General features: G+C 50.3%; 13 protein-coding genes. All 13 read left to right on the plus strand.

The features are described 5' to 3' along the window. Window positions 1-21 precede the first annotated feature (21 nt). The 13 genes from ABD931_RS26520 to ABD931_RS26580 all read left to right on the plus strand — a co-directional run bounded on the left by ABD931_RS26520 (window position 22) and on the right by ABD931_RS26580 (window position 25,113). On the plus strand, window positions 22-1,683 hold the full coding sequence (locus tag ABD931_RS26520) for an SUMF1/EgtB/PvdO family nonheme iron enzyme (protein ID WP_345271059.1): 1,662 nt from the start codon (window positions 22-24) through the stop codon (window positions 1,681-1,683). A gap of 295 nt (window positions 1,684-1,978) precedes the next feature. Then, window positions 1,979-3,550, plus strand: a complete 1,572-nt coding sequence (locus ABD931_RS26525; protein WP_345271060.1) for an SUMF1/EgtB/PvdO family nonheme iron enzyme — start codon at window positions 1,979-1,981, stop codon at window positions 3,548-3,550. A 236-nt stretch (window positions 3,551-3,786) separates the two neighbouring features. Further along, window positions 3,787-5,040, plus strand: coding sequence for a thioredoxin family protein (locus tag ABD931_RS26530; protein ID WP_345271061.1), 1,254 nt, complete (start codon window positions 3,787-3,789; stop codon window positions 5,038-5,040). A 157-nt stretch (window positions 5,041-5,197) separates the two neighbouring features. Further along, window positions 5,198-6,571: an RtcB family protein gene (locus ABD931_RS26535; RefSeq protein ID WP_345271062.1), complete on the plus strand. Its 1,374-nt coding sequence runs from the start codon at window positions 5,198-5,200 to the stop codon at window positions 6,569-6,571. Window positions 6,572-6,612: 41 nt separating this feature from the next. Continuing rightward, window positions 6,613-8,736: a caspase family protein gene (locus tag ABD931_RS26540; protein WP_345271063.1), complete on the plus strand. Its 2,124-nt coding sequence runs from the start codon at window positions 6,613-6,615 to the stop codon at window positions 8,734-8,736. Window positions 8,737-8,919: 183 nt separating this feature from the next. Next, a complete protein-coding gene (locus ABD931_RS26545) occupies window positions 8,920-9,843 on the plus strand; it encodes an RtcB family protein (protein ID WP_345271064.1) in 924 nt (307 codons plus the stop codon). 94 nt (window positions 9,844-9,937) lie between these two features. Then, window positions 9,938-12,874: a WD40 domain-containing protein gene (locus ABD931_RS26550; RefSeq protein ID WP_345271065.1), complete on the plus strand. Its 2,937-nt coding sequence runs from the start codon at window positions 9,938-9,940 to the stop codon at window positions 12,872-12,874. A gap of 30 nt (window positions 12,875-12,904) precedes the next feature. After that, window positions 12,905-16,609 (plus strand): WD40 domain-containing protein, encoded by a 3,705-nt coding sequence (locus tag ABD931_RS26555; protein WP_345271066.1) that lies wholly within the window; start codon window positions 12,905-12,907, stop codon window positions 16,607-16,609. Between the two features lie 45 nt (window positions 16,610-16,654). Next, window positions 16,655-18,190: a caspase family protein gene (locus ABD931_RS26560; RefSeq protein ID WP_345271067.1), complete on the plus strand. Its 1,536-nt coding sequence runs from the start codon at window positions 16,655-16,657 to the stop codon at window positions 18,188-18,190. Window positions 18,191-18,256: 66 nt separating this feature from the next. Beyond that, complete coding sequence (locus ABD931_RS26565) at window positions 18,257-18,604, plus strand: hypothetical protein (protein WP_345271068.1); 348 nt, start codon at window positions 18,257-18,259, stop codon at window positions 18,602-18,604. Window positions 18,605-18,612: 8 nt separating this feature from the next. Continuing rightward, window positions 18,613-20,142, plus strand: coding sequence for a TROVE domain-containing protein (locus ABD931_RS26570; RefSeq protein ID WP_345271069.1), 1,530 nt, complete (start codon window positions 18,613-18,615; stop codon window positions 20,140-20,142). 437 nt (window positions 20,143-20,579) lie between these two features. After that, a complete protein-coding gene (locus ABD931_RS26575) occupies window positions 20,580-22,265 on the plus strand; it encodes a WD40 repeat domain-containing protein (protein ID WP_345271070.1) in 1,686 nt (561 codons plus the stop codon). 358 nt (window positions 22,266-22,623) lie between these two features. Next, complete coding sequence (locus ABD931_RS26580) at window positions 22,624-25,113, plus strand: caspase family protein (RefSeq protein WP_345271071.1); 2,490 nt, start codon at window positions 22,624-22,626, stop codon at window positions 25,111-25,113. The last annotated feature ends 43 nt before the right edge of the window (window positions 25,114-25,156 follow it).

Below are 25,156 nucleotides of genomic sequence, written 5' to 3' on the forward strand. Positions count from 1 at the left end.
TTTTTGTAACTTACTCGTCGTATGTACGCGCTGTTCACTCATCTTTTTCTCCTGCTGGGCATCTTGCTGCCGTTTGGCCCGTGCCTGGCCCAGTCCCGCAGCATCAAAATTGTAGGGGGCACCGCGCCGGCGGGCACCGAACGGCGGCTGGCCCTGGTGGTGGGCAACAAAGACTACCAGCACGTGCGGCCCCTGAAGAACCCCCTCAACGATGCTCAGGATATGAGCCGCGCCCTGGAGACGCTGGGCTTTGAGGTCATCACCCTCACCAACACCACATTCCCCCAGCTCACGGCCGGCCTCAACCGGCTCAAGGATAAGCTAACCACCTCCGACGTGGTGGTCATCTACTACTCCGGCCACGGACTGAGCTACGCCGGCAAGAACTACCTGCTGCCCATTGATGCCGACATCCGCTGTCTGGAGCAGGTGGAGGAATACGGCATCTCGCTCAACCGTATTCTGAGCGACATATCGGCCCGCCGGGTGCAGAACAGCTTTGTGTTTCTTGATGCCTGTCGCAACCTGCCCAACCTGCAGGTGTGCGACAAAACCAGCAAAGACCTGGTAGCCGCCGGCGGGCTGGTGCGGCCTACCAACAACCCCCGTGGTAGTATGGTGGTGTATGCTACGCGGGAAGGGAGTACCGCCGACGACAACGTAAGCGGGCGTAACGGGCTGTTTACCGAAGCGCTGTTGCAGTACCTGTTACGGCCCAACTGGGGTATCCGCAGCATGCTCGACGAGACGACAAAAACAGTGGTCAGCAAAAGCGGAGGGGAGCAGCGGCCGGGCCGTTACGACGAGTTGGAAGGCGACTTTGTGTTTGTTCTGAAACCGGCGGAAGTGCCTTTGGTGGAAAAAAGGACATCCGGTGCTGATGCAACGGTTACGCGTACAGCACCTGCCGGAGAATCCGTAAAATCTGAAGTGGCTACGGCCCGGCCGCAGAAGTTTCTGGAGCTGCCCTTTGCGGAGTTGGTGTATGTGCCGGGCGGCACCTTTCAGATGGGCGATACCCGCAACGAAGGGTACGCGGATGAAACGCCGGTTCATACCGTCACGGTCAGCCCATTTCTGATGGGGAAGTACGAAGTAACCCAGCGGCAGTGGGAAGATATAATGGGCAGCAATCCGTCTCGCTTTAAAGACTGCCCGGACTGCCCGGTCGAGCAGGTATCCTGGGAGGAGGTACAGGTGTTTTTACAGAAGCTGAATGCCCGCACGGGTGGCAAGTACCGCCTGCCCACAGAGGCCGAGTGGGAGTATGCCGCCGGCGGGGGCGCGGTGGCCAGGCGGAGCCGGTTCGGCAACGGGCAGGATGTCCTGGACCCCGCACAGGCGAACTTTGATGGAAGTGAGCAGTATAAGCAGGGGTATTCGGTCGCCGGTGAGTATCGCGGAAAAACGGTACGGGTGGGGAGTTTCGGTGCTAACCCGCTGGGGCTGTACGACATGGCGGGTAATGTATGGGAGTGGTGCCAGGATTGGTTCGGCAGCGACTACTACGCTCGTAGCAGTAGCCACAATCCTGCCGGCCCTGCAACGGGCACTCATCGGGTATTGCGGGGCGGTAGCTGGCTCCTCAGCCCGCGGAGCTGCCGGTCGGCGTACCGCAGCAACGGCACCCCCGGGGCCCGAGACAACGACTTTGGCTTCCGTGTCGTGTCCCCCGTTCAGTAGCAGGCATCCGGTCCAATTCCGGTTGAGCAAGGGGGCAGTGAGGGCGTCTCATGGAGGGAGCGGTTCGGCCGGCGGAGCGCCGAACCCGCGACCGGAAAGAGTCGCCCGAACGGGATTTGGTAACCCCGTCGCTTCAAACCCAATCGTTACGCAGCAAGCTGGTACGTCTAAAACTGATTGGTGAGCGTTGAGCCGGAATTGATAGTAGGTTTTACATAAAATTAGAATTGATAAACAAAGCACTAACTCTAAAATAAACGCCATGCGACAATGCCTGCTGATAACCTGCTATGTCATGAAAGCACATTCATCACTGAGTCTGCTTTTGCTGCTGGCCGTTACGCTGAGGACCCTGGCGCAGTCTGACCCGCGCAGTCTGAAAACAGTGGGAAACGCGACCACCGGCAAACGTACAGCGCTGGTGATCGGCAACGCAACCTACGTCCATGCCGGTACGTTGCGCAACCCGCTCAACGACGCACAGGCCATGAGCCAGACCCTGCAAAAGCTGGGCTTCGCCGTCACCCAACGCACCAACCTCGACCGGGCCGGGCTGGAGAGTACCATCAATACCTGGGGCAAGAGCTTAGGGCAGTACGAGGTAGCCCTGTTCTATTACGCCGGCCACGGCATAGAGGCAGGCGGCACCAACTACCTGGTGCCCATTGATGCTCACCCGCAGAATCAGGCGCAGGTGAAATTTCATGCCACTCCGCTGGATATGGTGACCGGCTGGATGGAAGAGAATCGTGTCCGAACCAACATTGTGCTGTTGGATGCCTGCCGTGACAATCCGTTTGCCCGTTCTTGGAGCCGAAGCACAACCGGGGGCGGTTTAGCCAATATAACCGCTCCCAGCGGAACCTTCATCGGGTTTGCTGCTTCGCCGGGGAAGACGGCCGCAGACGGCGACCGCACCAACGGGCTGTACACCGAAGCCATCCTGCAGGTGCTAAACACGCCTGATCTGACTATAGACCAGATTTTTAACCGCGTAAACCAGTATGTGCGCCGGCAGAGCGGTGGCACGCAGATCCCGTTCAAAAACTCCTCGCTGGAGGATGATTTTTATTTTACCATAACCTCGCCCAAACGCGAGTCGGAACCCAATACCCCGCCCATTACTCGTTCACAGAAATTTTTGGAGCTGCCTTTTGCGGATCTGGTGTATGTGCCGGGCGGTACCTTTCAGATGGGCGATACCCGCAACGAAGGTGCATCGGATGAAAAGCCGGTCCACAGCGTCACAGTCAGTCCGTTTCTGATGGGCAAGTACGAAGTGACTCAGCGGCAGTGGGAAGCCGTGATGGGCAGTAACCCTTCACACTTCAAAGACTGTCCGGACTGCCCGGTGGAGCTAGTCTCTTGGGATGATGTACAGGAGTTTTTGCAGAAGCTTAACGCTCGAGCCTCTGGCGGGCTGCGCTACCGGCTGCCCACCGAAGCCGAATGGGAGTATGCAGCTGGGGGTGGGCCTGTAGCTAACCGCAGCCGCTTTGGCAACGGTAAGGATATACTCAATCTGGCTGGAGCCAATTTTGATGGTAGCACTGCGTACAAGAAAGTTCATTCTGTAGCGGGTGCTTACCGGAGGAAGACGGTGGTAGTAGGCAGTTTTTCGCCTAACGGGTTGGGTTTGCACGATATGAGTGGAAACGTAGAGGAGTGGTGTAGTGACTGGTACGGGTCTTACAGTGGGGAAGCCCAGGCCGACCCTACCGGTCCGGCTGATGGCAACAAACGCGTACTGCGCGGGGGCTGCTGGAACCTCCACCCGGCGTTCTGCCAGGTCGCGTATCGGCACTACGACACCCCCAGATACCTATACGCCGGCGTCGGCTTCCGCGTCGTCGCCCAGCTTCAGTAAGTTGGCACGTTCAGATTCTGTTGAGCAAGGGGGGAGTGAGGGGGTCTCATGGAGGGAGCAGTTCGGCGGGCGGAGCGCCGAATAGGCGGCCGAAAAGAGACGCCCGAACGTTTTTTCGATTTGGCGAAGCGTAGGGAGCAGCTACTGTTTAGAGTATGCCCAACAATTTTTTTGTGAACCGATAAGGTTTTGCCGGCCGTGGCTATTCAGAGACACAACCAAACCATTTTCCAGTTATGTCTCTAATGCGCTTTAGTGTACTTATCTGCACCTTTCTGTATGTTTCTGTGTCGGCTTCGGCAGCCGCCCCATCCCCCGGCAAAGGTATTCAGTTTGCCGCTGTTACCTGGAAAGAAGCCCTGCAACAGGCCAAAACCAGTCGGAAACTAATCTTTGTGGATGCCTATGCCAGTTGGTGCGGTCCCTGCAAACTAATGGCTGCCCGCGTTTTTACCGACGATAAGGTGGCGGCTTATTATAACGAGCAGTTCATCAATGTCAAAATGGACATGGAGTCGGAGGAGGGTGAGGTGTTCGGCGAAAGCTATCCGGTAGAGGCTTATCCCACGTTTTTGTTCATCGACGGCGAGGGCAAGCTGGTACACCGCCAAACGGGTGCCATGCCGGCCCAGGAATTTATCCAGTTGGGAGAGGATGCCCAAAATCCTGAAAAACAAACGTCGGCGATCGAGCAGCGTTTAAAAGCCAACCTGAACACGCCGGAGGGGGTTACCGCCTATCTGGAGTACCTGGCGGATAATGACCAGCCGACTGATTCTGTGGCGGAGGCTTATTTTAAGCAAATACCCCCACGCGACTGGATGCTGACCGCCAACTGGGAGTTGCTTGACGACTACATTAAGTCGGCCGGCTCACCGGTTATCCGCCACATCGAAGAACACCGACCGGAGTTTGAAGCGGGAATCGGCCGTTCAAAACTGAACGAAAAACTTCAGGCTTTGTATAAGAAATCTATTAAAAACCTGCTGGCCGAAACACCCTTAGACACGACCGCTTACCGCGATATGACCAACCGTCTGCTGTTGTCTCTTAAAGAAGAAAATAAACCGAAGGTCAGGTTTTACCTGGCTATGGCCGCTTATGCCAGCCGGAAAGATACCGTAGGTTTAATAAACGAGACCATTCGCTATGTGGAAATAGAGAATCCGGATGTTGACAAGCTTAAGGAGTATGCCCACATGTTTTATAAAGAGTTCGAGAATTCACCTTTGGCACAAGCCAAGGCGTTGGAGTGGTCTAGAACGGCCACCGAAATCGAATCTGATTACGACGCTCTGTCGCAGTATGCGCTGAGTCTCCATCGTGCCGGACAAACCCAGCAAGCGCTTCTCTACGCACGAAAAGCGGTAGAGGAAGCCCGGACCTCAGAGGATGGGGATTACCGGAAAATGAAAGCACTTATTGCGCGGCTGTCTCCCCAAAAGCCTGTCCGGAAAAAAGCCGTTCCCTTGCGGGCAAAGCGAGGCTGAGCACCGCCCGGCCTTGCCGTGTGCGTCAGGCTCATGTCGTTCAGGATTAACAGGTTATTTAACCTGAAGTACGGCTAATATGACAGAAATGACGTCATTTTTCTGTATTCTTGTACATGACAAGTTGGCCTTTGCGGCTTACAGAAACATACCCACCATGATTACAGGGAAAGAGTTGATGGATTTAGGCTATAAGCCGGGTAAATGGTTTAAGGACGCCATTGATTTTGCCAACCGGCATCAGCTATCGGGCGAGCGTTTGATCGCCTATTTGCAAACGGTTGCCCCCAAAACAATTGAACCGCATAGCGAGCCTGTTCCTTTTTACCAGAATATCAAAGCGGACACAGCTGACGAAATCAGCAACGTGCAGAGCGTACTCGATACCATGCAGGTGCTGATGAAAACCCCAACGGTGGTGGGTGGGGCAGTAATGCCCGACGCCTGCCCCACCGGTGAGGTAGGGCAGATTCCCGTGGGAGGGGTGGTTGTCGCCAAAAATGCTATACACCCCTCCATGCACAGCGCCGACATTTGCTGCTCGGTGATGATGACCAACTTCGGTCATCGGTCGCCGAAATCTGTGTTGGATGCGGCCCATTCCGTCACGCACTTCGGCCCCGGCGGGCGCGAGGAGTTTTCTGAACTGCCCAGGGACTTCATCGAGCAAATGACCGCCAACCGCTATTTGAAAAATGAGAAAAGCAGAACCTTTGCTACTCACCACTTAGGCACGCAGGGCGACGGAAATCATTTCCTGTTTGTTGGGCAATCGAAGCGAACCGGCGAAACCATGATGGTCACTCATCATGGCAGCCGTGGCTTCGGGGCAAATCTATACACCCAGGGTATGAGAATGGCGGACTTTTTCAGACGAGAACTGTCGCCTGACACCCTGGAGCGAAATGCCTGGATACCCTACGATACCGACGAAGGCAAAGACTACTGGGAAGCCTTGCAACTGGTTCGGGCCTGGACAAAGCTAAACCATACGACTATCCACGAGGCAACCGCCCAGGCGCTCAACGCCGATGTGGTTGACCGATTCTGGAATGAGCACAATTTTGTGTTTAGAGACGGGGACCTGTTTTACCACGCCAAAGGGGCCACTCCCCTCGACGATAAATTTGTTCCCGACTCCAAAGATGGGTTGCGTCTGGTGCCCCTGAACATGAGTCAGCCGGTTCTGATCGTGAAAGGTTCAACTACGCAGAACAACCTGGGATTTGCACCGCATGGGGCCGGCAGAAATATGAGCAGAGGGCGACACAAAAAAATGAACGCGCACAAGACGATAGACCAGATTTTTGCCGAAGAGACCAGGGGCCTGGATGTTCGTTTTTTCTCGAACCATATCGACATATCGGAACTGCCCAGCGCCTACAAAAACGCCGAACGGGTAAAACAACAAATGCAGGAGTTTGGTCTGGGCGAGGTTGTGGACGAGATAATCCCCTACGGCTGCATTATGGCGGGCGACTGGGAAAGAGCCGCCCCCTGGCGACATAAAGAAAAACAGCAATCGATTTGATTATGTACTACTTACCCACTCGGCTTTGTACACTGTTTGTATTGCTTTTTATAACGGTCTGCCCAGCACCGGCGCAGAAAAGCATTAAGATTGTCGCCAATGGCCAGGCCCCGGCCGGTACCGAACGGCGGCTGGCCCTGGTGGTGGGCAACACCCGCTACAACCGCCCCGGCGCTATGCTTGCCAACCCCGGCAACGATGCCGATGCTATGGCGGCCATGCTCGACAAGCTGGGCTTCGAGGTCATTAAACGCAAAGACCTCGACCGGGTAGGCTTTGAGCAGGCTATCGATAATTTCGGCAAGCGCCTGGCCAACTATGATGTAGGCCTGTTCTACTTCTCCGGCCATGGCCTGCAATACGAGGGCGAAACATACCTGGTGCCCACCGACGAAAACATGGCAGCCCCGGCGCAGATTGGCTACCACTGCGTAAACCTGGGTCGGCTGCTGTCGGCCATGGAAGGCTCCGAAGCCCAAACTAACATTGTCATGCTCGATGCCTGCCGCAGCAACCCCTTTCCGAAAGCAAAAAAGGGACCTTTGACGGATGGTGGACTGGCCATTCCGCGCAATCCACCCGGAACCATTGTAGTCTATGCGACCAGCGCCAACAGCACCGCCGACGACAACCCAGGCGAAACCAACGGCCTGTTCACAGGTCAACTGCTACGCTACATAGGTCAGCCAAACCGCACACTTTCCCAGATATTAATCGACACGCGCCGGAGCGTGTATGACCGGAGCAACAAACGTCAGCTTCCGGCAGACTACAGTCAGTTGCTGGGCGATTTCGTGTTTGTTGAACAACGTAAAGACGCGGAAAAATCACAAGAAGCCAATGAAATTGCTGAAGGTGTTCAAGCTTTTGAAAATAAAGAATACAGTCGAGCTTTCTCCCTCCTTTCTCGCCATAGTCATCTGCTTGATGCTGCTTCTCAAGCTAGGTTAGGAGCGATGTATTATAATGGGGAGGGGGTAGCAGTCGATTACATTAAGGCTGAAATTTGGTTTAGAAAAGCGGCTGAGCAAGGAAATGCAAGGGCTAAAAACGGTTTAGGAAATTTATACTGGTTCGGACGGGGTGGATTAACCAAAGATCCTATTGAGGCATTACGCTGGTTTAAAGAATCTGCAAATCAAGGCGACCCAAGGGGCCAGTACAGTCTGGGTGTCATGTATGAGAACGGCTATGGAGTGGCTCGGGACTATGGCCAAGCCGTGAGCTGGTACCGCAAGGCTGCTGAGCAGGGCCATGCCCCAGGGCAGACTAATCTGGGCTATATGTATAGGAACGGCTATGGAGTGACTCAGGACTATAGTCAGGCGGTGAGTTGGTACCGCAAAGCCGCTGAACAGGGTGATGCCCCAGGGCAGACTAATCTGGGCTATATGTATAGGAACGGCTATGGAGTGACTCAGGACTATAGTCAGGCGGTGAGTTGGTACCGCAAAGCCGCTGAGCAGGGCCATGCCCCAGGGCAGACTAATCTGGGCAACATGTATCGGGATGGCAAGGGTGTCACTCAGGACTATGGGCAGGCGGTGAGTTGGTACCGCAAAGCCGCTGAACAGGGTTATGTTCGAGGGCAGGTTAATCTGGGCTATATGTATGAGAACGGCTATGGAGTGACTCAGGACTATAGTCAGGCGGTGAGTTGGTACCGCAAAGCCGCTGAACAGGGTGATGCCCCAGGGCAGACTAATCTGGGCTATATGTATGAGAACGGCTATGGAGTGACTCAGGACTATAGTCAGGCGGTGAGTTGGTACCGCAAAGCCGCTGAACAGGGTGATGCCCAAGGGCAGACTAATCTGGGCTATATGTATGGGAAAGGCTATGGAGTGACTCAGGACTATAGTCAGGCGGTGAGCTGGTACCGCAAAGCCGCTGAACAGGGTAATGTTCGAGGGCAGGTTAATCTGGGCAACATGTATGAGAACGGCTATGGAGTGACTCAGGACTATAGTCAGGCGGTGAGCTGGTACCGCAAAGCCTCTGAACAGGGTGATGCAGGCGGGCAGGCTTATTTGGGAGACATGTACGAATATGGCAAAGGAGTCACTAAAAACCTGGTTACTGCCATTGAGTGGTATACGAAAGCGGCTCGTCAGAGCAACGACTATGCTCAGAAAGCCCTCAGGCGATTAGGCAAAAGCTGGTAATCAATTACTTATTCATCATATAATTTGTCAGTAGCAAAGCTCCATTTTCTAAGTAAGTCCTTATCTCATCATCACTCCGAGGTACGGAAACTTGCCAACGCATTAAGTATCTTGGACAGCCAAGAAATTATGAACAGCTCAACTATTAAAATAAATTGGCTTGAAATGGATACTACTCACAAAATGGAGGTAATAAATTATTCAGCAGAGCCACTTAACAAAGTTTTTGGCTGGTTACCGCACGATCTGGAAGCTGAGAGGGTGATCTTTTTTCCGGATGCCTGCCCCGGCAAATCGCCGTTGCCGACCGGAACGGTTGTCTTTACCAAACAAGAAAACTGGCGGAAATTTGCCATTTCCGACTGCGGATGCGGCATGCTCTTGTGTGAGGCAAACCTCACCAGAGAGGAGTTTCAGCGGGAGAAGTGGGACAGAATTTACTACGACATTCAGGCTAACAAGAACAAATTGGGCGACTTGGGTTCCGGCAATCATTTTCTTGACGCGCTGGAATCCTACACCGACGACAAACTTTATTTTCTGATTCATACCGGCTCAAGAAACGAATCTAAACTGGTCGACGATCTGGTAGACCAGCCTAAAAAGTTCGACACCAAATTCTATGATGTTTGTAAGTGGGCCAAAGACAATCGCTTTGCCATTTTTAAAATTCTGGAAAAGTACTTCGGACGACTTAATCTCATCCTGGACAAAAATCACAACCACTTCGAACACGCCGACGATGGGGTAATCATTCGCAAAGGAGCCGTCAAAGTAACGCCGGGTGAACAAACAGTAGTACCCTCCAACATGAACGGCGATGTCGTACTTATTTCGGCAACCGAGGAAGTGGAGAGAACATACCATTCGCTTTGCCATGGCACCGGTCGCGTTATGTCGAGAAGCGAAGCCAAAGAGTTTGCTGCCACGTTCGACTACGACGAATTACGCAGGCGAATTTACATTCCGGAGATGATCGCCAATGACAACATCAAAACGGATGCCCCATTCTGTTACCGTGATCTGGATAGCTGCTTAGCCCTCATCGATAATCTAATTATCATCGACAAACGGTTCAGTGTGTTTGCTTATCTGGGACAGATGTAGGGCTGTGAAATAAATCACAAAATATAAGATAGAGTACTCTTTTTTATTAACCGATTACCATAATACATGTCTAAAATTTGAATGTTAGTTTCATATGAAATTTCCGTTTACTCTCACTTTTGGAGTCCCAGCTTTAGTGCTTATTCTATTTTGCCTTTTGTTTTTAACAAAACCAGCTTTAGCTCAACAAACCAAATTATCTAAATCTCCCTTAGCGGGACACTTAAGGACAATATTTACAGTAGATTACACCTCTAACGAACAATTAATAGCATCAGGCGGGAATGACGCAACAATTAAGTTGTGGGATAGCCAGACTGGACAGGTACAGCGGACAATCAGAGTAAATGGAACTTGGGTAAGTTCCGTTTGTTTCAGTCCAAATGGACAGCAACTAATTTCCAGCGGTAACGTGATCGGTCTTGATGATACACTTCGACTCTGGGATGTTCATACCGGAAAGTTGTTACGCAAATTTAATGGCCATAAGAAAGGTGTACATACCGTTAAGATAAGTGCTGATGGACGACTAATTGTTTCGGGAGGTACAGACGAATCAGTTAAAGTATGGGATATACAGACGGGACGAGTACTTTATACACTAAATGGACATTCAGATCAAATATTTTGTGTTTGTTTCAGCCCTGATAGTAAGTTAATAGCCTCTGGAAGTGATGATTTGAGCATTAAGATTTGGGATGTGAGTACGGGGAGATTACAACATACACTTATCGGTCATATTAAATCAAAGAATCTTCACAAAAATATAAATGCTATCAGCTTCAGTCCAGATGGCCGACAGTTAGTTTCAGCCGGCGGAGATAGCACAGTCAGGCTTTGGGATGTACAAACCGGACAACTGTTACGTACATTCTCAGGGCACAAAGGATACGTATTCAACGTTGAATTTAGTTCCGATGGCCGGCAGCTGATTTCTGCAAGCACCGACAAAACGCTCAAAACATGGGATATTCAAACGGGGCAACTGCTTAGAACACTGACTGACCATGAAGGTGATGAGGGAATCATTAGCGTTAGCCCGAATGGTAAACGGCTTGATATTAGAATAAAAAAATCAACGCTCACAATTTGGGATATACAAACCGGGAAACTGGAGCGTACAATGGCAGGTACAAATCACAATCACATCCAAGGTGACATTTGTTTCAGCCCTGATGGTAAGTCGATGGTGGAGATTGAAGATGAAAATTATTCAGCATTTAATCTTTGGGACGTACAGACAGGGAAACTTCTGCATACTATGACTGGACCTGAAAACTCTATATATTCTTCCTGTTTTAGTCTAGATGGGCAGCAGGTAATATATGGAGGCCGTGACAGTACACTTAAGGTTTGGGACGTGAAGACAGGAAAGGTTAAACGGCTGATCAACGGACAAACCAGCTATGTACAACTCATTCATTTAAGTCCAGATGGTCGACTTTTAGTTACCTTATCTGATAAGGAAATTAACTTAGTAGATATGAAAACAGGACAATTATTACGAAAGTGGTCAGCTCATAAGCAAATGATATATGATGTTAATATTAGTCCTGATGGCAGGCACTTAATATCCGCTGGTGGTGATAGTACAATAAAAATCTGGGATATAACAATAGGAAAGTTACTGCACACCCTTACCGGTCATAATAAAAGTGTTTACAGGGTTTGTTTTAGTCCTGACGGTAAACAGATAGTATCTTTGGATGGAAACGATACGGTCAAGCTATGGGATGTGCAGACAGGTAAGTTATTGCATACAGCGACAACATCTGCACTTAAATTTCATTATACTGCAGAAGGTCAATGGTTAATAATATACGGTTTCAATAAGATTGAAATTCGTAATGCCAAGACGCTAGCCCTGGTTCAAACCTATGAAAATAACGGCTACTTCACGGATCTGAATTTTACACCGCCCATTACTCCTGATGGGAAGTATGAAATTTATCCATATTACCTCTCTTTCTTTGTAAAAGAAGCTAAGCCTTCTTTACAAAATAAACTAATAAGCGCGGTCTCCCGACCAACGATCACCTGGGAGACACCCAATACTGAGCGAATTACCGTCAGCCAGAGTACTTTTACCGTAAAAGCCTGCGTACAGGGCACAGGCGTAAGTCAATACAACCTTGTACATAATAGGCAATCACTCAGCAATCGTTCTATCAAGATTGCGTCCTGCCCTTTAGCCGTTGAGCAGACCGTAACCCTACAAGCGGGTTTGAACGAATTCTATATAACAGCGACCAACGAAGGCGGTACCAGCACCTCGGAGCGTCGTTATATTACCTATCAGCCCGCTCAGTCTACAACGCCTTCTATGGCATCGGCAACTACTACTCAGAAACGGCTGGCTCTGGTGATTGGCAACGCACGCTATACACATGCCGGTACGCTGGCCAACCCTGTCAACGACGCAGAAGCCATACGGCAGGTTCTAAAAGAAAGTGGCTTTGAGGTGCTATTCTATACCAACCTGGACAAAAAAGGCATGGTAGCCGCCATTCAGGAGTTTGGCCAGAAATTAAAAGACTACAACGTGGGGTTGTGTTACTATGCCGGACATGGCACATTTCTCAATGGTACTAACTATTTCCTACCGGTAGATGCCAATCCAAGAAGTGCAGATGAGGTAGAGTTTGAAGGACTGCCCACAACGCGGCTTATCCGCAAGATGGAAGAAACCAACAGGCAGACCAACATTCTGCTGTTTGATGCTTGCCGCAACAACCCCTTTGAACGCAGTTGGGGCCGGACACTGGGCGAGACGGGCGGCTTCGCCTTACTACCGCCCCCGAAAGGAACGCTCATTGCCTATGCTGCATCCGAAGGCGAACAAGCCGCCGACGCGGGCCGTAACCAGACAAACAGCCCATTTGCAGCAGCCTTTGTGAAATACGTCCGACAGGGAGGATTGTCGCTGTCCCAGATACTGCTGCGGGTGCGCCGGGAGGTGGAGGAAGTCACCAAGGAGCGCCAAACTACGCAGGAGGTCAATATGTTGAGAGATGATTTTTATTTTAAATAATAATTTAATAATTGATTAACTATCCTGTTTATGTATCCACTATTTACTAAATCTGCAGCACTAAATGGGTTTATTCTGATCTTTTTATGGTGCTCGATCCCAATAGTTTGTGCTCAGCAAATAGACCTTTCTCAAACCCATATGGCGGGGCATTTGCAGGCTATCAATTCAGTAGCGTATAGCCCAGATGGCAGGTATCTGGCTTCAGGCAGTGATGATCAGACTATTAAGCTGTGGGATACTCAAACGAACCGACTTATACGCACACTGACAGGGCATTCTGATGCAATCAAGTCTGTTCGCTTTAGTCCAGACGGCAAAATACTTGCCTCCGGTAGCCTTGATAAATCGATTAAACTTTGGAATGCTATTACCGGGCAACTTTTACAGACACTCTCCGAAGAAGGGAGTATTTTTTCAATTGATTACAGTCCTAATGGGAGACAACTGGTTACAGGAACTCGAGAGGGTGCTGTGAAAATTTGGGACTTACAAACCGGGAAAGTACTGAAAACTTTAAAAGGACAAAGTGGTCATACTTCCGTTGTTAAGTCCGTAAATTTTAGCCCGGATGGTAGATTAATTGCAACAGCCAGCGCCGATAAAACCATCAAACTTTGGGACACACAAACAGGAGAGTTATTGAATACCTTAACTGAACATAAAGAAACAATAAATGAAGTTAGTTTTAGTCCAGATGGGAAACAACTTATTTCAGGCAGCGATGATAAAACTATTAAATTATGGGATACTCGATCAGGTAAACTATTGCGTAGTGTAGGTGGAGGATATCATGATAATTATGTATCATCGGTTAGTTTTAGCCCGGATGGTAAGCTGTTTTTGTCGGCAAGTTCATCGTTTGGCTCAGGTACTAAACTGATGTTGATGAATGCTCAATCTGGCGAGCTAGTCCGAAGTATTGCATTGAGTTTTGGTTCTGTCTATTCAGTCATCTTTAGTCCAGATGGCAAACAGTTTGTTTCGGCAGGTACAGATAGGAACATTAAAATTTGGGATACTCAACAAGGTACCGTGGAGTTTACGCTCAATCATTCTAATTCTTTATTATCAGTTCGTTTTAGTCCCGATAGTAAGCAGTTTGTCTCCGCTGGGTATGATAAAACGATTAAAGTTTGGGATACAAATAACAAGAAGTCAATAGTTGAATTTAAACATAATGATGTAGTACGATCGGTTATGTTTAGTTCCGATGGCCTGAAATTATTATCTGCAAGTGATGATAAAAGCATAGTAATCTGGGATGTAAAAACCGGAAAAAAAGAAAATACGCTATTAGCACACTCTGACATAGTATATTATGCTTGCTTTAGCCCTGATGACAAGTTGGTAGCGTCAGGGAGTGCTGATAAGACTGTAAAAATATGGAATGCCAAACGAGGCAAGCTACTGCAAACACTAAGCGGGCATGAGGGTGTAATATTTTCAACAAGTTTCAGTCCGGATGGACAACTATTAATTGCAGGCAGTTCAGACGAAACAATTAAAGTTTGGAATGTTCAGAATGGCCAACTTTTGAGAACACTAACAGGACACAAGGGGTCTGTATCTTTTGTTGGTTTTAGTCCGGATGGTCAGCTTATAGCATCGTCTGGCGTTGATAATACTATAAAACTTTGGGAAACGCAAACCGGACAGTTATTGCGCACGTTAACAGGCCATGTCAGTACGGTTTTTGAAACAAGCTTCAGCCCTGATGGAAATCAAATGGTTTCGGCAAGTAATGATAAAACAATTAAAATTTGGGACGTAAAAACGGGAACCTTATTACGAACCTTAACTGGCCATGAAGGTGGGGTATATACAGTCAGCTTTAGTCCTGATGGTAAGCAACTGGTCTCTGGAGGTTACGGGAGTGAGATTAAGATTTGGGATACCAGAGCCGGTGTACTACCAAATACCCTAATTGGGTTTTACGATGAGGTCAGCTCAGTTATTAACTCTGGCAGTGCATGGCTCTTTGCAGGAACTCTAGGTGGAACGGTGAGGTCGTGGAGTGCTTGGACAGCCGCATTATATTTCTCCTACGTTGAACACTCCAGAAAAGTTAATTCTGTAAGTGTAAGCCAAGATGGTAAGTTACTTGCTTCTGGGAGTGCCGATAAAACTATTAAACTTTGGTATACGGCTACAAGCAAATTATTTGAGACTTTAAATGGACATCAAGAAGCAGTATTGTCTTGTGATTTTAGTCCAGACGGCAAACAGGTAGCCTCTGGGAGTGCCGACAAATCAATAAAGCTTTGGGACACCCAAACTGGCGTGTTGCTGCGCACGTTAACAGGACATGAAGGAAACGTTACTGCCGTGTGCTTCACTCCCGATGACAAACAACTACTATCGGCCAGTGATGATAAGACTATTAAGGTCTGGGATCTGCTGACCGGAAAACTAGTTCAAACGGTTCAGAATGTACCCTTCTCTATAATCGGTTTTAAATTTTTGCCGAATAGCGAAAGAATATTCTCAATCACTACAGCCAACACACTTGAAGTTCGTGATGCTAAAACCTTTGCTATTTTAAAAACTTATGAGAATTTAGGTTTTTATACCGATCCGGATTTTAAGGCTCCCCTTACTCCTGATGGGAAGTATGAAATTTATCCTTATTACCGCTCCTTTTTTGTCAGGGAAGCGAATCCGTCAGCACCTGTCACCCGCGTCAATCCCACGGTGGCCGCACCCACTGTCAGTTGGGAATTGCCTGCTGCCGAGCGTCTGACTGTTAGCCTGAACAATTACACGGTCAAGGCGTGTGTGCAGGGAACCGACATCAGTCAGTATCAGCTCTACTTGAACGGGGTACCCCTCAATGGGCGTACCATCAAAACAGTGGGTTGCTCCATGCCCATCGATCAGAGTATCACCCTGCAATCGGGCGAGAATGATTTATATATTGCGGGGACCTATGGAGGCAACTCGTTTACGTCAGAGCATCGCTACATTAACTACCAACCGCCTGGAGCAACGCCTGGAACCACAACAGCCACTTCATCTACAGCTAATACGTCTCGAACTCAATCAAATTTAGATGAATTCAGCAATCGTCAGGCTCTCGTTATTGGCAACTCTACCTATCAGTATGGTAACTCACTGGATAATCGGCCTATCAACGATGCCCGTGATGTAGCAGCCAGGCTGGAGAAGCTTGGGTTTCGGGTTACCACCATCACCGATGCTACCAAAACCCAAATTGAGCGGGCCATTGGTCAGTTTAGCCGGGTGGCTCAGAATGCCGATGTCACCTTGTTTTTCTACGCCGGTCACGGGTTGGAATCCGAAGGTGTCAACTACCTCATTCCCACCGATGCCCAGTTGGAAGAACCCGAAGAAGCCCGGCTCCAGACCATTCCGCTCGACCTGATATTGAGTGAGATGAAGCGCTACAAAACCAAAGTCAATCTGGTGTATCTGGATGCCTGTCGCAACAAACTCTTTCGCAGTTGGAATAGAGACGGCATCGGACGCGGCTTCAAAACCGTCGGTCAGTTGTCGCAGAGTACCAAGGTCTATTATGCCACCCAGCCCGGAGACGTAGCTCAGAACGGTACGGGTCGCAACGGGGTATTTACTACCTCGCTGCTGAAGTACCTGCAACGGGGTGTGGAGATCGAAGATCTTATGCGCGATGTTACCAAAGATGTGATTACCAATACGCGCAACAGTCAGCAACCCTGGTCGGCGGGCACCTTACTGACGCGTTTTACTTTTTAACAGCTCCAACAAACTATGGCCCAGGCAACCCTAACACTAGTTCTCTTGCTGTGGACGACGATCAGCGCACTGGCTCAGTCCAAAAGTATTAAGATTGTAGGCGGATCGGCCCCCCGCGGTACCGAACGGCGGCTGGCCCTGGTGGTGGGCAACAAAGACTACGCTAAACCCGGTGCCGGTCTGAGAAACCCCGTCAACGATGCCACCGATATGGCACAGGCCCTGGAGGAGCTGGGCTTCACGGTGCTACGTCGGCAGAACCTCAATCGGAGCGGCCTGGAAGCCGCCATCGACGAGTTTACCGAGCAACTTACCCGCTACGAAGTGGGGCTGTTTTATTTCTCAGGCCATGGATTGGCCTTCTCCGGGGAGAACTACCTTGTGCCCACCGATGCCAGCTTGTCGTTTGAGACTCAGGCCCGCTCGCAATGTGTATCGCTCCGGCGGGTGCTGGATGGCATGGAGGGAGCCAATGCCAAAGTAAGTCTGGTGTTTTTAGACGCCTGCCGCAACAACCCTTTTCCTAAAAGCACCAAAGGGGGGGTAAGTCAGGGCTTGGTGATTCCAAACAATCCACGGGGCAGCCTGGTGGCTTTTGCCACCCGCGACGGGCGCACCGCCGACGACAACCCAGGTGAGCGCAACGGCTTGTTCACGGGTGAGTTGCTCAAGCACCTGCGAACGCCAAACTTAGGGTTGCGGGCCATGCTAGACCGGACCATTGCGGGTGTAGAGAGCCGCAGCGGAGGTCATCAGATTCCGGGCCGCTACGATGAGTTAAGGGGTGATTTTATGTTTGTACAGACAGCCGGCTGGCCCAAAGTAACGGAAGACAGACGGGACCCGGTAGCTGATAACATACTGCCTTCGGTTTATTCTCTCAAAACGTACATGCCAACTATCGGTAACCAGGGTAATTATGGTACCGCTGTTGCCTGGGCAGCTTGTTATGTACGAACCATTATGGAAGCCCGGCGGCAAGGATTAGCCGGGCAACAATCGGCCATTGACGCCCTGCGGTTTTCGCCTACTTATATCTTTGAACAAGTGAAACAAGTGGGCGATAAAGAATGTCAGCTTGGTAGTCTGATTGAACCCGCGTTACTGGTGATGCAGCGAAAAGGCGCGGTATTGCTGGCAAGCTTGCCTTACCCATCTTGCGGAGCGGATATAGTGGCTTATCATGCCCAGGCTTCCCGGTATAAAATTGGTGGCTTTGAGGCACTTTCTCCGTCCAGTAATCAAACACGCCTTTCGGCCGACGGCCTGAAGCAAGCATTAGTGGTTTCTAAAAACGCGGTTGTAATCGGTTTTCAAATTCCACGATCATTTATGAGCGCTGGAGAATACTGGCAACCGGAGCCTACTGAATCGCCGAAGAGTTCGGTCGGCAGTTCAGCGTTAACCCTCATTGGTTACGATGATCAGAAAAACGGCGGCTCTTTCTTATTAGCTAATTCCTGGGGTAAAAATTGGGGCAAAGAGGGTTACATCTGGATTCGCTATGATGTGCTCACGCAGTACGCATCTTTAGCCTATCAGATCGGTGACCCGGTTACTCCCGTCAGCGAAAAAAAGTAATTTTTCATCGATAAACTTTATTCTCAAACTCCTATAAACCGGCAGAAATGAAACATAATCTGAATTATGAAATCGTTTTTCTGCCTTTTTATTATTTTGCTGTTCGTAGCTACTCGTATATCAATACCTTCATCTTCCGGCGTAGGAAGCCAGGGTTATTACTATGCCATTGTGTATAAATCTAACCCGGCTCAGGCCCAGTTTGCTACTACGTTCCTTCCCACTTGCAATGAAGGAGTACTTTACCAGCGTATTGCCCTTTATGCTCGTAAAAACGGCTTCGTGGGTTACCGATTAGAAGGGCCGTTTACGCAGGATGAAGTAGAACAAGTGCGCCTGAATGCCAAACAGCAATGGCTCGCCAGGGGTTACGCTCTGACAGATGACCATAATTTTATTGGAAATTGCTATTAAACCAAGCTATGAAATTTAACCAATCTGCCACCGAGAAAGCCGAAACCGTAAACCACGAGGGGGCCAAAGCGTATGCGATGACACCGGCGTTGGAACTTTACTCGGCCGTAGCGACCACCATGCTGTCGGATATAAGTTACGAAAGCGCTTTCCACCGTCTGGCCCGCATTCGGACTCTGGTCAGAAAGGTAAGCCCGACATTTGTAGCACAATTGGCCTTGTATGCCCGTGAACAGTTGTACCTACGCTCGGCACCGGTGGTCCTGATTGGCGAACTGGCAAAACACCACCACGGCGACAGCCTGATTAGCCGGACGGTGGCCCGTGTAGTGCAGCGCCCCGATGAAATTACCGAATTGCTGGCCTACTACCAGCTGACGAATAATCGCCAGGAGACTAAAAAGCTTGGACGCCTGTCGAAGCAACTCCAGAAGGGGCTGAGGATCGCGTTTAACAAGTTTGACGAATATCAGTTTGCCAAGTACAACCGGGCCGCCCAGGTTAAACTCCGAGACGCCCTGTTTCTTGTTCACCCAAAAGCGAAGGATGAAGCCCAGCAGGTCATTTTTGACCGAATAGTAACCAATACGCTTCAACCGCCGTACACCTGGGAGAACGAACTCAGTTCCCTGGGAAAACAGCCGTTTGCCGATGAAGCCGCTAAGAAAACGGCTTTCCGGAATAAGTGGGAGGAGCTTGTGGCGAGTGGCCGGTTAGGCTATATGGCCACCTTGCGCAACCTACGTAATATGCTTGATGCGGAAGTTAGTGTAGCTACCATACAACGCGTTTGCGATCTGCTGGGCGATGCCGCTGCCGTAGACCGGGCTAAGCAGTTGCCTTTCCGCTTCCTGGCCGCCTACCGCGAAATCAAATCGGTTAAATCTGGACATGTGGCTATGCTGAACGATGCCCTGGAAACGGCTTTGCAACTCAGCGTGGCAAATTTGCGTGGCTTTACAGCCGAAACACGGGTAGTGATTGCCTGCGATGTGTCGGGTTCCATGCAGGTTTCCGTATCGGCGAGAAGCAAGGTGCGTCTGTATGATATTGGTCTGTTGCTGGGTATGTTACTGCAGTCGAAGTGTAAAAATGTGTTATGCGGGCTTTTCGGCGACACCTGGAAAACGGTCAATCTGCCGGGGCGTAATGTGCTGGCCAATGTGGAGGAGCTTTACCGGCGCGAAGGAGAAGTAGGCTACTCGACTAATGGTTATCTGGTGATCGACGATCTGATAAATCGGAACTACATTGCCGACAAAGTAATGCTTTTTACAGACACACAGCTTTGGGATAGCCGAACCAACAATATGAGCCAGGATAATACAATTGAGGCTAAATGGGCCGCTTATAAACAACTGGCTCCGAACGCCAGCTTGTATCTGTTTGACCTGGCCGGCCACAAAAATGTCCCCCTGCAAGTGGAAAGTAACGACGTGTATCTGCTGGCCGGCTGGTCCGACAAAGTGTTCGACGTTCTGCAGGCGCTGGAGGATGGGGAATCGGCCCTGTCGAAAATTGAAGCAATTTCTCTGTAAAGCATGCTTTCCCTAAATCAGTTGTGTAAAATTCTATTTAGAATGATACGTTTCGGATAAGATGTTCAGGCAGAGTTACCATATATTGTTCGGATACAGTGGCTTATTTAACGGCACCTGTTTTTGGGAATTCTGACGGTATTGCTTAAACTTGTACGGATAATCCCATGTGGATGCTCAATACTAAGTTTGTGATTTCCACAACAGGAGTCTTCGGGTTACAAAATTGACCTGCTCAACCCACATCATACATTACTGAAAAATAGCCGGTGCCGTAGAAACGGGTTACTCCGGGTGTAAGTGGCGCAGGTTCGAATCCTGCCGCTCTTTTAGAGTGTAGCATAGCGGTCAGTGCGCTTATAATGTACCTGCTTCGTCTGTCGCCCGGCTATTTTTCTTTGCATATGGTATTCTACCGCTCTCTCGCTGTCGTTGCCATGCTGACTCACCTGTTGACTACATCATCTGGTCAATCTCCAGTTCCCCCACTGGCCCAGTCCCAGCTGGCTGGCCATACGGAAGAAATCGTTTCAGTAGCCTTTAGTCCGGACGGCTCGCGACTGCTGTCGGGCAGCTACGATAATACCCTCAAACTTTGGGACGCTCAGACAGGAGCCGTGCTCAGAACATTTACGGGCCATAATAGTATCGTTTTCTCCGTCGCCTTTAGCCCCGATGGTCGGCGGTTGCTCTCCGGAAGCAACGATGGCACCCTGAAACTCTGGGATGCCCAAACCGCAGCTTTGATTCAAACCCTGGTCGGCCACACCGATGGGGTCCTATCGGTGGCCTTTAGCCCAAATGGCAAACGGCTGTTATCAGGCAGTAAGGATGAATCCCTCCGAATTTGGGATGCCCAGACCGGGACACTCCTGCAAACCATTACCGGGCATACAGGCTCGGTATTGTCGGTAGCGTTCAGCCCCGATGGTCGCCAGGTACTTTCCGGGGGCGAGGATAGCACGCTCAGGCTATGGGATGCTTTAACCGGCCGGTTGGTCAGGACAATGCCTGGTCATAAGCATTGGGTAGGCTCAGTAGCGTTCAGCCCCGATGGAAGGACGCTTTTATCCGGGAGCCGGGACAGAACCCTGAAGCTCTGGGATAGGCAAACCGGAGCCTTGTTGAAAACCCTGACGGGACATGAAAGCAGCGTGTTGGCGGTCGCCTTCAGCCCCGACAGCCGTCGGCTGGTGTCAGCGAGTCATGACAATACCCTTGTACTATGGGATGCGCACTCGGGAAAAGAACACCTAATACTGACAGGACACGATGAGCCAGTTGGTGCAGTGGCCTTTAGCCCCGATGGCCACCGTATTCTTTCGGGGGGTAGGGATACCATGTTGAAGCTCTGGAATGCCCGGACAGGCCAGGTAATCCAGACGTTTTCCGGAACTATTTCCCCGGTTATTGCAACAGCTTTTAGCCCTGATGGTAGTCAGTTGATCACGGGTTGCGGGACCAATATGCTCCGGATCTGGGATAAGAACACGGGTGCCCTTACGAAAACACTGACCGGCCACACGCTGGGTGTTTCGTCCATTTCCCTCAGTGCGGATGGCAGCCGCTTGCTGTCGGGGAGTTATGATAAAACTCTCCGACTGTGGGATGCACAGACAGGACGTCTGCTCAAAACCATTTCCGGACAAAGCACCCGAGTGCTGTCGGTGGCGCTTAGCCCCGACGGTCACCAATTAGCGTCAACTGAATGGGACAACACCTTCAAGCTCTGGGACGCCGACACTGGTACCCTGCTGAAGACGTTTACGGGCTATGACGGAAAGGTCATAGCAGTAGCCTTTACGCCCGACGGGAAGCAGCTTTTGTCGGGTAGCCGGGATCATACTCTAAGGCTGTGGGACGCCCAGACAGGCAACGTGATTACCTCCGTTGTCTCTGAACTCCCCGCCAAAAGCTGGTTGTTTTTAGACGGAGGCCATCAGGTGCTTGTCATTACGGAGGCCAATACCCTAGAACTGCGAGAAATAAGTACCCTTAACTTGGTAAAGGAATACGAAAACACTGGATTTTTCACTGATATGACCTACCAGCCTCCACTAACGCCAGATGGGCGGTACGAGATTTATATGTATTACCGGTCTGCTTTTCTCCGAAAGCGATGAAGTTGCCAACCACTATTCCTTCGGGAAGTGACTGCGGCTATTAGCTGAAGGAGAAATGATCGGTGGAGATTCTGTAGTCAAAACGAGGTATTTAACTGCTGTCTAAAAGCCAGTTAATACACTGGCTAAAGTACAACCTGTGGCTCACGATGAACAAAAGAACGGTCAATATAGCCGAGAATGCCTCTGATGCCTACCTTGCATTTATGGCTGACAAAAAGATAAATGGTTATAAACTATATGCCTTAAGTTGGTAACATAGCACCCGTAGAAAGTCCAAGCTCATGCGGCTCGCCAACGCTCATACACATTTACGGTTTGTATTGGAAAACAATCACTTATATACTGCCAAAGTCTTATGTCGTTCATGCGTTATCACTTTTTCGGTGGGCTGATTGTTTTGGTCGGATTGCTTGTTTCAGCGTCCAGTCTCGCCCAAAGCCCAGAACTTTCCCAATCGCCTTTGGCGGGGCATTTAGGTTCCGTCAATTCAGTAGCTTTCAGCCCTGATGGGCACATACTCATTTCTGGGGGAGAAGGTATTCTCAAGCTATGGGACGTCAGTTCCGGTAAGTTGCTCAAGACCTTTACGGGTCACACAGGCTTGGTGAGTTCAGTGACTTTTAGCCCCGATGGTACGAAACTGCTGTCGGGTAGTTGGGACAAGACCATTAAGCTTTGGGATGTGGGCACCGGTAGGCTACTGAGGACGTATGCGGATCACAGCGGTTGGGTGAGCTCGGTGTCTTTTAGCCCCGATGGAAAGAAATTGGTGTCGGGTAGTTGGGACAGCACCCTCAAACTCTGGGATGTGGACACCGGTACCTTATTGAAGACCTTTACTGGTCATAGTGATGAGGTCAGGTCAGTCGCCTTCAGCCCTGATGGTACGAAACTGCTGTCGGGTAGCTGGAACAGCACCCTCAAACTCTGGGATGCCAATACCGGAATTCTGCTTAAAACTATTACAGGACATACTGAGGGCATCCTTTCGGTCGCTTTCAGCCCCGATGGAAAAAAATTACTGTCGGGTAGTGCTGACAAGACCCTTCGGCTTTGGGATGCTAGCACCGGTACTCTGTTGAAAACCTTCACTGGTCATGAAAGCAACGTAATATCAGTTGCCTTCAACCCCGATGGTACGAAACTGCTGTCGGGTAGCTCTGATGTTGATGGTACACTCAAGCTTTGGGATGCCAGCACCGGTATCCTGTTGAAAAGTCTTAACCACAACAGCAACGTAGAATCAGTAGCTTTCAGCCCTGATGGGAAGAAGCTGCTGTCGGGTAGCTTTGATAAGACACTCAAGCTGTGGGATGCTAGTACCGGTACCCTATTGAAGACTTTTGCCGGATTTCCTGATTCCCCCTGGACAAACTCTGTCGTATTCAACCTTGATGGCACAAGATTAATATCTTGTACCGGTTATGAATCCTCATTCAAGGTTTTGGATGCCAAGACGGGCACCTTGCTGAAGACCTTTACTGGTCATAGTGATGAGGTCAGGTCTGCCGCCTTCAGCCCCGATGGAAAGACATTACTCTCGGGTAGCGATGACAGGACACTTAAGCTCTGGAATGCCGACACCGGCACACTGCTCAAGACTTTTACTGGTCACAGTGGTTCGGTAAGTTCAGTGGCTTTTAGCCCCGATGGAAAGAAACTGCTGTCAGGGAGCCGGGACAGCACCCTCAAACTATGGGATGCTAATACAGGTACTCTGTTAAAGACCTTTACCGGTCATAGCGATGAGGTCAGGTCAGTCGCCTTCAGCCCCGATGGAAAGAGATTACTCTCGGGTGGTAGGAACAATACCCTCTGGCTCTGGGATGCCCGTACTGGCACCCTGCTGAAAACAATACATACCACAACTATTCCAGTGGGGTTGCTCTTTTTGCCGGGTGGGAACCAGGTGCTGGTTATTACCGAAGCCAACGTGCTTGAACTTCGCGAAAGGGCCACATTAGAGCTATTAGCAACCTACGAAAACACTGCCTATTACACCGACTACAACTACCAGCCCCCACTTACGCCCGATGGGCAGTACGAAATTTATGTCTATTACCAGTCGGCTTTTCTAAAGAAGGTTCCGTCCACTGTCAACGTAGCCACCAATTCACCTGTTGTTGTACCCCAGCAAGTAGTAGCACAACCCGGACCCGTGCCAGCACTGCACAACCGCCACGCCTTAGTTATCGGCAATTCCACCTATAAACATGGCTCTTCTCTAGAAAACCGGCCCGTCAATGATGCCAGCGATATGGCTGCCCGGCTGAAGGCGCTTGGCTTTCAGGTTAACCTGGTTACCGACGCCGGAAAAGCCCAGGTCGAGCAGGCTATCGGCCAGTTCAGCAAGGCCGCCCAGAACGCTGACGTTGCCCTGTTTTTCTACGCAGGGCATGGTGTAGAGGCAGAAGGGGTGAACTACCTCATCCCGACCGATGCCCGCTTAGATGATCCTGAGGACGCTCGCCTGCAAGCGATCTCCCTGGATCTGGTCTTGAGTGAAATGAAACGCTACAGAACCAAGCTCAACCTGGTTTATCTGGATGCCTGCCGCAACAACCCCTTCCGGTCCTGGAGCCGCGATGGCGGGGGGCGGGGCTTTAAAACCGTAGGCCAACTGGCCCAGAGCACCAAGGTGTACTACGCCACTCAACCCGGCGAAGTAGCCCAGAACGGCAATAGCCGCAATGGGGTTTTCACCTCGGCACTACTAAAGCACCTTCAGGCGGGGATAGAAATTGAAGACCTCATGCGGCAGGTCACTGTCGAGGTCATCACAAACACCCGCAACAATCAACAGCCCTGGTCAGCCGGGACGCTGCTAACCAAGTTTGTCTTCTAACCACTTGGGTTATATGTGCTTTCTCACTTGAGCAAAAAATTTT

It is taken from the genome of Nibrella viscosa (assembly GCF_039541875.1).
Taxonomy (GTDB): domain Bacteria; phylum Bacteroidota; class Bacteroidia; order Cytophagales; family Spirosomataceae; genus Nibrella; species Nibrella viscosa.

What these genes read in the sequence shown, in the direction of transcription:
- ABD931_RS26570 (WP_345271069.1), top strand. Translation starts at nt 18,613, where the DNA reads ATGAAATTTAACCAATCTGCCACCGAGAAAGCCGAAACCGTAAACCAC.
- ABD931_RS26580 (WP_345271071.1), top strand. Translation starts at nt 22,624, where the DNA reads ATGTCGTTCATGCGTTATCACTTTTTCGGTGGGCTGATTGTTTTGGTC.
- ABD931_RS26520 (WP_345271059.1), top strand. Translation starts at nt 22, where the DNA reads ATGTACGCGCTGTTCACTCATCTTTTTCTCCTGCTGGGCATCTTGCTG.
- ABD931_RS26555 (WP_345271066.1), top strand. Translation starts at nt 12,905, where the DNA reads ATGTATCCACTATTTACTAAATCTGCAGCACTAAATGGGTTTATTCTG.
- ABD931_RS26565 (WP_345271068.1), top strand. Translation starts at nt 18,257, where the DNA reads ATGAAATCGTTTTTCTGCCTTTTTATTATTTTGCTGTTCGTAGCTACT.
- ABD931_RS26530 (WP_345271061.1), top strand. Translation starts at nt 3,787, where the DNA reads ATGTCTCTAATGCGCTTTAGTGTACTTATCTGCACCTTTCTGTATGTT.
- ABD931_RS26525 (WP_345271060.1), top strand. Translation starts at nt 1,979, where the DNA reads ATGAAAGCACATTCATCACTGAGTCTGCTTTTGCTGCTGGCCGTTACG.
- ABD931_RS26535 (WP_345271062.1), top strand. Translation starts at nt 5,198, where the DNA reads ATGATTACAGGGAAAGAGTTGATGGATTTAGGCTATAAGCCGGGTAAA.
- ABD931_RS26545 (WP_345271064.1), top strand. Translation starts at nt 8,920, where the DNA reads ATGGAGGTAATAAATTATTCAGCAGAGCCACTTAACAAAGTTTTTGGC.
- ABD931_RS26575 (WP_345271070.1), top strand. Translation starts at nt 20,580, where the DNA reads ATGCTGACTCACCTGTTGACTACATCATCTGGTCAATCTCCAGTTCCC.
- ABD931_RS26550 (WP_345271065.1), top strand. Translation starts at nt 9,938, where the DNA reads ATGAAATTTCCGTTTACTCTCACTTTTGGAGTCCCAGCTTTAGTGCTT.